The sequence below is a fragment of the Pseudoalteromonas sp. HM-SA03 genome (assembly GCF_002289345.1).
Taxonomy (GTDB): Bacteria; Pseudomonadota; Gammaproteobacteria; order Enterobacterales; family Alteromonadaceae; genus Pseudoalteromonas.
Genome location: NZ_NSDG01000118.1, coordinates 18,222 through 29,069 on the forward strand (window position 1 = coordinate 18,222; position 10,848 = coordinate 29,069).

General features: G+C 44.3%; 7 protein-coding genes and 2 pseudogenes. 7 read left to right on the top strand and 2 right to left on the bottom strand.

Annotation, left to right across the window (positions count from 1 at the left end; translation table 11 throughout):
• Nucleotides 1-18: 18 nt before the first annotated feature.
• Nucleotides 19-1,704, top strand: coding sequence for a carbon starvation protein A (locus tag CKO50_RS22520; RefSeq protein ID WP_095729991.1), 1,686 nt, complete (start codon nucleotides 19-21; stop codon nucleotides 1,702-1,704).
• A 69-nt stretch (nucleotides 1,705-1,773) separates the two neighbouring features.
• Nucleotides 1,774-3,306, top strand: coding sequence for a leucyl aminopeptidase family protein (locus CKO50_RS22525; RefSeq protein ID WP_095729992.1), 1,533 nt, complete (start codon nucleotides 1,774-1,776; stop codon nucleotides 3,304-3,306).
• A gap of 65 nt (nucleotides 3,307-3,371) precedes the next feature.
• On the opposite strand, the pseudogene CKO50_RS22530 reads toward CKO50_RS22525, so the two are convergent.
• Nucleotides 3,372-3,633, bottom strand: a pseudogene (locus tag CKO50_RS22530) (hypothetical protein); the annotation flags it as partial.
• Here CKO50_RS22530 and CKO50_RS24985 point away from each other — a divergent pair.
• The 3 genes and pseudogenes from CKO50_RS24985 to CKO50_RS22545 all read left to right on the top strand — a co-directional run bounded on the left by CKO50_RS24985 (nucleotide 3,609) and on the right by CKO50_RS22545 (nucleotide 7,170).
• Nucleotides 3,609-4,622 (top strand): annotated as a pseudogene (locus CKO50_RS24985) (mechanosensitive ion channel family protein). The pseudogenes CKO50_RS22530 and CKO50_RS24985 overlap by 25 nt on opposite strands.
• 171 nt (nucleotides 4,623-4,793) lie before the next feature.
• Nucleotides 4,794-5,708 (top strand): citrulline utilization hydrolase CtlX, encoded by a 915-nt coding sequence (gene ctlX / locus CKO50_RS22540; RefSeq protein ID WP_095729993.1) that lies wholly within the window; start codon nucleotides 4,794-4,796, stop codon nucleotides 5,706-5,708.
• A 31-nt stretch (nucleotides 5,709-5,739) separates the two neighbouring features.
• Nucleotides 5,740-7,170, top strand: a complete 1,431-nt coding sequence (locus CKO50_RS22545; protein WP_010605997.1) for a sodium:alanine symporter family protein — start codon at nucleotides 5,740-5,742, stop codon at nucleotides 7,168-7,170.
• 118 nt (nucleotides 7,171-7,288) lie between these two features.
• Here CKO50_RS22545 and CKO50_RS22550 read toward each other — a convergent pair whose 3' ends face one another.
• The gene (locus CKO50_RS22550) at nucleotides 7,289-7,900 is read right to left on the bottom strand and encodes a TIGR04211 family SH3 domain-containing protein (protein WP_255231135.1); all 612 of its coding nucleotides are present in this window, start codon (nucleotides 7,898-7,900) and stop codon (nucleotides 7,289-7,291) included.
• Nucleotides 7,901-8,198: 298 nt separating this feature from the next.
• Between CKO50_RS22550 and CKO50_RS22555 the strand changes: the two genes are divergently transcribed.
• Nucleotides 8,199-9,719 carry a CYTH domain-containing protein gene (locus CKO50_RS22555; RefSeq protein WP_095729995.1) on the top strand — a complete coding sequence of 507 codons (1,521 nt, stop codon included), beginning with the start codon at nucleotides 8,199-8,201 and terminating at the stop codon, nucleotides 9,717-9,719.
• A 110-nt stretch (nucleotides 9,720-9,829) separates the two neighbouring features.
• Nucleotides 9,830-10,675 (top strand): HDOD domain-containing protein, encoded by an 846-nt coding sequence (locus CKO50_RS22560; RefSeq protein WP_095729996.1) that lies wholly within the window; start codon nucleotides 9,830-9,832, stop codon nucleotides 10,673-10,675.
• The last annotated feature ends 173 nt before the right edge of the window (nucleotides 10,676-10,848 follow it).

Genomic DNA, 10,848 nt, shown 5'->3' on the forward strand with positions numbered 1-10,848 from the left:
CAACAAGAGGTAAGCATTATGCAATCCATAATGATCGTACTCTTCGGCATCATAGGGATGTTATTTGGATGGTTTGTCTATTCCAAATTTATTGCTGAAAAAATATTTAAAATGGATGACAACTTTGTCACGCCGGCTCATGAGCTTGAGGACGGCGTGGACTATGTTCCCACCAACAAAGTGGTATTGTGGGGGCATCACTTTACTTCAGTCGCAGGCGCTGCACCAATTGTAGGTCCAGCCATCGCTGTTTATTGGGGCTGGGTGCCAGCAGTGCTTTGGGTTGTATTCGGTACCATATTCTTTGCGGGTGTCCACGATATGGGCGCGCTGTGGGCAAGTGCTCGCCATAAAGGTAAGTCGATGGGCGCGTTGTCTGAAAGCGTAATTGGCAAGCGCACGCGTTCATTGTTTATGATAGTGGTCTTCCTTGTACTGCTCATGGTAAATGCAGTATTCGGAGTGGTGATCGCAAACTCCTTCGTGGGCAACCCAAATGCGGTATTCCCTGCTTGGTCTGCTATTGTCGTGGCACTTATTATCGGTCAATTGCTTAAACGAAAAGTGCCGCTAGTACCGCTCTGTATTATCGGGGTTATTGTGCTCTACGCGACCATTTATATGGGCAGTAGTATGCCGATTACCTTACCAACCGAAATGTTCGGTCTAAGTGACAAAGCTAATTGGATCATCATTCTGTTTATCTATGCTGCCGTGGCGTCATTGCTGCCAGTTTGGATGCTATTACAACCTCGTGACTTTATTAATGGTATGCAGTTACTGGTTGGTTTGGTTTTATTATACGGTGCAGTATTTGTTGTCATGCCTGATATCACCGCGCCTGCGTTTAACACCCAAACGGTGGAGAATACCCCAAGTATTATACCCCTGCTATTCGTGACCATCGCTTGTGGTGCGGTATCTGGTTTCCACGGTATTGTTTCGTCGGGAACGAGTTCAAAACAACTAGACAAAGAAAAAGACGGTCGTTTTGTCGGCTACTTAGGTGCAGTCGGTGAAGGCTCATTAGCACTTATCACTTTGGTCGCCGTGAGTGGTGTGATGCTCGCAGTATCGCCAGAAGAGTGGCACGAAATTTATAGTCATCTTGGTGCCGGCAGCGTATCAGCCTTTATTAATGGTGGTTCAAACCTTATCAGCACAGGTTGGGGACTACCAGTCGAGATCGCATCAACCCTACTTGCCGTTATGGTTGTACTTTTTGCTGGTACTACCATGGATTCTGGCGTTAGACTTCAGCGTTATATTATTCAAGAGTGGGGCGAGATCTATAACATCAAGTTCCTGAACAACGGTATCATCGCGACTTTATTGGCCGTAGCATGTTGTTTGCTACTCGCCTTTGGCGCAGGTGGCGCATCGGGTAGTGGTGGTATGGTGATTTGGCCGCTGTTTGGTTCAACCAACCAAATATTGGCAAGCTTAACCTTGTTGGTTATCTCAGTATATCTTATCAAACTAGGTCGTCCTGCTAAGTACACCTTGATCCCTATGGTGTTTGTACTGGTAATGGCGTTTTTTGCTGGTGTGATCAAGCTAGGTGAATACTATCAAAAAGGCAATTGGTTGTTGGTTGTGCTTGACGTTATCGTGCTGGTGGTCAGTATTTTAGTGATGTTAGAAGCTTGGTCTGTGATCAGCAAAACCAAAGCGAAACCAGATGAAGCCCGTGATATGTCGTAGTTCCCTTGGAACTTGACCACAAATCACCTATAGTCGGCCCTAATTCTAATATAGAAAAGGGCCGTTTTTATGTCTTTTCCAATCGCATTACCTTGTAACACACTATTTGAAAGCGATGCAGATGCTATCGTTGTTGTTACTCATGATATCCAAAACCTTGGCAGTGCGGAGCTTGATGACGTTGCTGCGCCATTTTTAGCCGTTGATGCGCGCATTGCACAAAAGGCAAGCCTGCTTGTTTCAGACAAAGTACCCGGCAAGCGTTTGGTGATTGCGCCAACCGGACCACTAGACAGAGATTTCGATGACGTTCGTCGTTATTTTGAAGCGGCAAAGGCTGGTATTTTAGAAGCGAAAGCGGCTGGTGCGGTAAAACCTGTGCTTGCTGTTGTTAATGTGCCTGCCGATGATCGTTACGAAAATGCGCGTGCTGTCAGCTTTTTAGGTGCATGCCAAGGCTTATGGCAGCCATTAGAGGCTCGAGAGTACCGTGGCGAAGCGATTGAACCAATCGAAGCGATTTATGTTTTTGAAGCGTCAGTACAATGCTGCGATCAACTGAGTGCAATCGCCGCAGGCCAATATGCTGCGCGTGATCTGTGTGGTACAGAACCTGAGCGCATGGCACCGCCTCGTTTTGCTGACTACTGTGTTGAGCTGTTCCAAGGTTCAGCGGTAAGCGTTGAGGTTATCGCTGATCGTAAAATTATGGATGAGCAGTACCCACTTTTAAGCACGGTGGCGCGTGCCTCTTACGCCGTTGAACGCCATCACCCTCGTGTTGTAAAAATGGCATACGAGCCTGAAGGTGGTGTTGAGCGTACTCTTATTTTTGTTGGTAAAGGTCTTGTTTACGATACCGGTGGTGCCGACCTTAAAGTAGGTGGCTTTATGGCGGGCATGAGCCGAGATAAAGGTGGTGCGGCGTCAGTGGTTGGTTTTATGGAAGCGGTTGCTAAGTATCAGCCAAAAGGCGTTAAGGTTATTGCTTACCTTGCGGTGGTTCGTAACTCGATTGGTTCTGACTGTTTCGTGCCGGATGAAATCATTGAGAGCAGAGAAGGGGTTCGCGTTCGTATTGGAAACACCGATGCGGAAGGCCGCTTAGCGATGGGGGATTTACTGAGCGAAGCGAAAGACTTAGCTCTGGGTGAGAAAAACCCTGAGATCTTTACAGTTGCAACGCTGACAGGTCATGCAGCGCGCGCTATGGGTCCTTACAGTGCCTATGTTGAGAATGGTCCTGCACGAGCAGCGCAAGTATCTCGCAAGATTGCAGATATGGGCGATCTGTGGGCTGACTGCGCGGAAGTGTCGCGTAGCCGACGCGAAGACTATGACTTTGTAAAACCGCGCACCCTTGCGGATGATGTGCTATCGAGCAACAACGCTCCATCGGCGGTTACCGCTCGTGGTCACCAATTCCCAATGGCATTTTTGGCAATTGTTGGTGGCTTAGACAAGCATGGTTGTAATGCAGAGTTGCCAATTCCGTATGTACATATGGATATTGCAGGTAGCGGCGTTGAAGGTGGCGACTGGCAGCATGGCAAACCAACCGCTGCAACCGTTGCAAGTTTGTTTGCTCGGTATTGCATCTAAGCCTATCTAGATAGGCGTTTAAAAGGGAAGTGAATTCGCTTCCTTTTTTATGCCTGTAACCCAGTTCACATACCTTTATTGCTTTTTTGACGTTGTCTTGTAATTAGATTATCAGCCACAAATGCGCCTCGTTGTCCTCTCACATTCTCAGGGTCAATGGTACTATCTTTCAAAGTTTGTAGCTCAGCACTGGCGTTTAATGCGGCATCAAAAATAATGATGTATGCGCTCCAGTATAGCCACATCATATGAAAATCCCAATGACGCTAAGATCCATAAACCGATTGCGGTAAACGAGCCGAGTGTTATCCAGCGCCACAAGCGCGACAAAAATCGCCTCCACAGAAAACGCACAAGCTTCGCACTTTTTACAAACCGCATGATAATTATTATCTGCTCTGGCGTTGGGAATTGTGGTTATTGTGCTTTGTTATTATTTAACACTGCCAATCTCCTATTTTTTAATTAAACCCATAGGTTTTGTCAGTAAAAGTCGGTTATTGCATCTCGTCACTCGCCGTTTTATCAGTGAGTTTGAAGTCGCAGTAATGAGCGGTACTGGGCATGTGGGTCTTATTCTCGGGGTTGCGTTTTGTGATATCGCCGAGAACTTTATTTCGAGGATGCTACTTATTGTCCAGCGCCCGTTTTGAGTTGATGATGTTATCGAAGTGGATAACCATTTAGGCGTCGTTAAAAAGGCCACCGCCCGTGCAATGACCTTAGTTGATTATGATGGCAATCACATTTAAATACCCAATGCTATCGTCTACAAGAATGTGATTAAAAACTCTACTGCCAACCCCAAAATACGTGGACACTTTAAGGTAGGTATTGTCATGACAACGATATTCGCCTGACGCAGCAAATTGCAATTGACTTACCCAAAGAACAAAGCGCGGTTTTAAACGACCCGCCACCTCAGGTTCTACTTGAAGCATTAGTCTCCGTGACTATCAATCTTACCATTTATTTTTGGGTCAATAGCGAACAACATAGCCCGATAAAAGTGGTGTCTCAACTTATACGAGAAACTGTTAATTGCTTTACTGAACACGGAGTAAGCATGGCTGACGATGCTAGAGAGCGGATAATCTTAGCTGCAAATAATGAAACGCAAGGAGCAACCAAAGAAGCGACTAGTAATTTGAGTAATAGCAATGAAGCGTCTGTGAAACAAAAGAATAAAACCATAATAAGCGTCAGTAGGCGCCGATATTGACGATGTGAGCAGTGATGCGGATGAGATCAGAGAACAAGCAGAACGTGCTCGAAGCCCTGAAGAAGGGGAACAATATTATTTAACAGCAAAATAGGCTAGGTGTTGAAAGGTGTCATGGTTAATTTTGATGTGGTCTATTTGTGTAATTCACTTGGTAAAATTGATAGAAAATTGCACGAATTGTATAAGATTTTGGCATTTAAATTGTCTTATGGTGTGGTTACACTGATATTGAGTATGACAACGCCCAAATGATGAGTGCAGTATGACAACGATATTCCAAGCACCTCGAGCGGTGGTGATGATCCGCCCACACCATTTCACTTCGAATCCGCAAACTATGCAAGATAACGCGTTTCAGCAAGTTTGCAGTGAAAACAATCCTAACAACAGGGCCTATGTTGAGGTCAGTAACGCCGTGCAAGCATTAGAATTGGCTGGTGTGAAAGTGCACTTATTTGAAGATACCTCCACAGACACGCCAGACTCGGTCTTTCCAAATAACTGGTTTTCGACGCATAGCGATGGTCAGTTAACGATTTATCCTATGTACGCCTTGAATCGACGATTGGAGATCCGTCGCGATATTATCGATTTTCTGAATGCTCACTATCAGGTGACAAACATCAACGATTATAGTCATCTAACCGCTGAAGCAATCTTCCTTGAAGGTACCGGCTCTATGGTTATCGATCATCAAGAAAAAGTGGCCTATGCAGTAGAATCCAAGCGCACTAACGCCGTGTTAGTTAATCAAGTTTGCGAGCAGTTGGGACTACAGGCTGAGATATTTAATGCCTATGATAAGAATGAAGTGTCTGTTTATCACACCAATGTCTTAATGTGTGTCGCCACCGATTTCGCCATGATATGCTTAGATATGGTGCCAGAATATCAGCGGGCACAGCTTACCAATCGTTTTACGCAAAGCGGCCACACCCTAGTTGCGCTATCTTATCAGCAGATCCAACATTTTTGCGGCAATGCGATTGAGCTACAAGGCAGCATGGGACGCATACTCGCGCTTTCCACAACGGCTTATCAGGCGTTGTTGCCTGAGCAAATTGCTGTCATTGAAAAGTCAGCTAAGCTAGTTGTTATCGATATACCCACAATTGAATCCGCAGGTGGATCGGTGCGTTGTATGATTGCTGGAGTCCATTTAAATAATACTAGATAAACGGCAAATAATAATAAAACAGGAATCGCCTATGTTTGAAAGTGCAGTTAAGAGTATCAATGGGCTTTTATGGGGAGAAGGCCAGATACTTATTTATATCCTGCTATTTGCAGGGTTTTGGTTCACTATTCTTTTGCGAGGGATACAAATTGTAAAGTTTCGCCATATGTTTAGCCTGTTACGGGGCAGCAGTCAGGGTGATGACAATACGATCAGTTCTTTTCAAGCGTTATGCACGGGGCTATCAGCTCGAGTTGGAACCGGTAATCTTGCAGGTGTTGCAGTTGCTATTTCTCTTGGTGGCAGTGGCGCGATATTTTGGATGTGGATGATAGCCATTTTGGGGATGGCAACAGGCTTTGCCGAAAGTGTGCTTGGGCAGGTCTATAAAGTGCGAGATAGCCAAGGTGAGTTTAGAGGTGGTCCTGCTTATTATATTCACATGGGATTGGGAAGTCGGGCGTTTGCAGTATGCTTCGCCTTTTGCTTGTTTTTGGGATATGGATTTACCTTTAGCGCGATGCAAACCAATACCATCACCGATGCGCTCAATAATGCGTTTGATATTCCAACCTTATATTCAGGTATTGTGATCACAGTCCTTGCCGGCTCTATTATTCTTGGTGGCTTCAAAGCGATTGCGCGATTTGCTGAAAAGGTAGTGCCAGTAATGGGATTAGTCTTTGTCCTTGCGGCCATTATTATTACCGTGATGAATTACTCTCAAGTCCCTGCCATGATCAAAGATATTTTGCTTTCAGCTTTTGGCTTGCAAGAAGCGGGCGCTGGCGCACTTGGCGCAGCTATCAAAAATGGTATTCAGCGCGGGCTCTATTCTAACGAGGCGGGAGCGGGTAGTGTGCCGCACGCATCGGCCAGTGCGTCGCCAATTCCCAATCACCCCGTGACCCAAGGTTATATCCAAATGCTAGGCGTATTCTTTGATACCATCGTGTTGTGTAGTTGTACTGCTGTCATAATTCTATTGGCAGATATAGATATTGGCAGTGAGATGGAAGGCATACGGCTGACGCAATCTGCGATGACCGCGCATTTAGCAACTGGGGGCGTGTACTTTGTCGCGGCGGCGATTACTTTGTTTGCTTTCACCTCTGTAGTGGCTAATTACGCCTATGCTGAAAGTAACTTACACTTATTCCATCTGGACAATAAAGTTGGCCGTTCAATTTATACCGCATGCTACTTGTCTATGATGTTGTGGGGCGCTTCGGCAACGCTAAAACAGGTATGGGATCTTGCCGACATCGCATTGGGTTTAATGACGGTAGTGAATGTTATTGCCATCGTGCGTCTTACACCCACTATCTTGGCGGTTACAGCTGATTATCATCTGCAAAGAGCAAAAGGGAAAGAACCTGTATTCGAAGTCGATAAGGTCAAAGTGCAAGGAGTTACTGAGTCTGGCATTTGGGGTAATATTAATGCGAAGAGTTCAGCCTAATATGTTTTAGATGGAATAAATAAAGGCCGAATTTTCCGGCCTTTATTTATTTTTGACAAAAGAGTCTAGATGAACCGTCAGTGACGAAGTTATCTAACCTCAATAGGTATATAACCAATTACCAGCCGTCGTAACGCTTTCTACGAGATAAAAATAGCGTCAGGATCACACCGATAATAATGCCACTGATCCCGATGATGCCACCGTAAGTGAGCAACTGATGTTGCTCTTTTTGGACTTTTTGCTGCTGTGCTAAACGCTCATCTTGTAGCTGCTTTTCAAGCCCTGAAATAGTGTCTTGAAGTGAAGCATTCTCCGCTAACAAATTGGTATTGTTTTGCTGCAGCATTGGAAGCTGCTGCTGGGCATCGTTCAGCGCCTCTTGAGTTTCTACCAAGGTTTGGTTTACCGTTTCTAATTGTTGCTTTAAACCTGGTTCCGTGGTGACAAATTTACTTTCTACCCAACCTTCTCTTGCTTTATCATCTTTGATTTGGACAAACTCGTCGTTAGCACCACTCAAAATAGTGATTGGCGTACCAGCATCAACAGAGCCTAAAATTCGATAATTTTTACTTGGACCTGTGTGCATGTAAATAAAAAGATTGTCACTAATATAGCCGTTTGGTGTTGCCGTGTTTACTGTGCTATTTTCGTCTGGCTCTTCGGCAAAGCTTACAAAGCTGGTGAAGAGCAGGCTCGCAATGATAAATTGCTTAAAGTTGAACATGCGTGGGCCTTTTATTCTTTGGGTCGTAAAGTTTACAAAATAGTAGGGATTTCGCGGCCTAATAGCAAGGCTTTGTTTATTTTGAATGGCGCGAAATAATTGATTACATAATGAAAATTGCAACATTTAACGCAATGATACGGTGTTATTAATCCGTTGATGTTCAGCGAAATTAGCCCGACTATCTATTGATTTAGCGCATATTTGGTGCACTTCTCATCGGATAAAAAGATTGCAAACTTAGCCTCCTTTGTATATTTTGATCCTCCCTTAGACAAATAGGTAAAACACAGCCCTAATGGACACTGAAATAGAACTGAAATTTTTGGTTTCAGATAATGAAGTTCCGCTGATCCCTGCACTCATCACACAGTTTGCAAAAACGGTCACTAACAAGCCTGCTAAAAACTTAACTAACGCCTACTTTGACACGCCAAATCGTGAATTGCGTGCGCTAGATATCGGCCTAAGAACGCGTTGTTGCAATGATGAATGCGAGCAAACCATCAAACTTGCGGGAGAAGTTGTAGGAGGGTTACATCAACGACCTGAGTACAATTTACCTATTCAGTCAGGCCGCCCTGACTTGTTAGCGTTTGACGCGAATATTTGGCCACACGGCATGCAACTTGAGTCTATCGCAGAAAACATATTCCCGATCTTCAGTACGAATTTCATTCGTCGTACTTGGTTAATCGAAACGGATTCAGGAACCAAAATCGAAGTCGTGTTGGATAAAGGGGAAATAGCAGCTCAAGGGAAGATGGAGCCAATCAATGAGCTTGAAATAGAGCTGATTGAGGGAAACAAAGAAGATCTTTTCCTATTAGCCGATCACCTAATTAAACAAGCAGGTATGCGCTTGGGGCTATACTCAAAGGCTGCCAGAGGATATCGAATTGCCGATGATAAGCCTCTAAAACCAAATAAGTTTATAGGGTTTGTGCCGCTCAAATCTCAGGTAACGCAAGAACAAGCGCTAATTGCGACTGTCAGTTATGGTATTCAGTTCGTCCAGAAGCACGAGCAGTGTTATTTTAATAAACCAAGTCTCAAGACGTTAAAACGTGTTATTGATGGGGTTTCGCTTATCCGCCACGCGTTTTGGTTGTTCGATGACATCGTTGATAAAAGCTCGACTGAGAGTATTCGCAACGAGTTAAAATGGTTGTTGTCAGAACTTGCTTGGGTCGAAAATGCGATTCATTTAAAAACCTATACCTCAAAGCGCCATGCCTACCATAAGAAACTTAATCAGTTTCCTGAATTAGCGCAGGTCATTACCGATTTGCAAGATGTTCAGCCGACACCGACAGACATTGAAGATTTATTTCATTGCACCCGTTATAACCGTTTGATCCTTTCACTTACTCGCTGGCTTGTTGATAGAGCGTGGCGTAAAAACTGGGATCAAAAAGCACTGAGTGCAGCAGAGCTACCCGTCACAGAAATCGCAAGTCAATTATTTGATAAAGACTGGCAAGAGCTGAAAAACTTGCTTCCACAGGATAAATTGCTTTCTGAAAGTGATTATTTACATGTGAGAATAAAGTTAGAAAACACGCTACTAAGCGGTAACTGTCTGGGCAAGCTTTACGATAAAGAAGCGCGCAAAGCGTTTAGAACGCCTTGGATTGATATCGTTTATGGTATTTATGAGTTAGAAACACTGGCGTATTTATATCAGCTTTGCCAAAGCCAAAACGCAGACGAGTTGCAAGAAGTGCAGGCATGGCTTAAGCAAAAATCAGACTTTTTGATAAGTGCCATGGAGCAAAGTCGACAATCTTCCATGCATAGCGAACCATATTGGTTCTAACCAGATTAAGCGGGGTTTTATCCCGCTTTTTTGTACCATTTCATTACAATCAATACTGCAAATATCAAGCGATGAACTAAACTTGGGTGTATCAATTCTGAGGTAGCCCAATGATCGATATTGACGATAAAGTGCTGAATGATTTGCGCGGTGGATTTAACTTACCTGCTAAGCCTGAAATATTACAAGCCTTACAAAATGAATTATCACAACCGGAGCCTGAGTTATTTACCGTGGCGGATATTATTGCGGCAGATGTTGGTGCATCAGCTGCGGTATTAAAGGTAATTAATTCACCTGCTTATGGTCTTGCCCGTACAATAACAGATATTAAACAAGCTGTGATGTTTTTGGGCGTTACCTGTATTACGCAGCTAGTGACAGGGTATTTGCTTAAAAACGCATTTGAGCAGTCAAAGTGCTGTATTTCACTGCAGCTGTTTTGGGATAACGCTGCGGATATTTCAAAAGCGGCGATGGTGGTTGGACATCACTTAAAGTCATCATTACCGATGGAGAATTTGCAGCTGCTCGGACTGTTTCATGATGCCGGGATCCCAGCAATGGCCGTAAAATATCCTGATTATGCTGAGGTAATTAAGCAGTCTATAGAGCGACCTGAGCAAACGCTTATTTACTACGAGCAGCAAAAGTATCCAGTGCCTCACACTGTGATAGGCTACTTTCTTGCGACGTCTTGGCACTTACCTAAAGAAATATGCCAGATGATTTTGCGCCACCATGACGTTAGCTATCTTGAAGAGCAAAAAGATGCGCAGCATGTGCAAACCTTTGCGGCACTTAAACTGGCTGAAAACCTCTGTTTCGAAGCAAAACACTTTAGAAGCGCAGCGGATTGGTATCTATTTAAAGACAAGGTGATGATTGAGCTTAATCTGCATGACGATGAGTATCAAAACTTAAAAGATGATGTCGACGAAGTATTTATCGGCTAGGGGATTATCCGTGGCATTAAAAAAGGCGCACTTGGCTAATGCCAGTCAGTTAAGCTGACTGGCATTTCTTTTTTTATGTGGGTACTTTGATGGCTTAGGCTCTATCGCTCTTGGATACCGCCTATCTTCTCTTCTAGGTGGCAGTTTAAATAGCCTTAGCGTACCTAACAAAT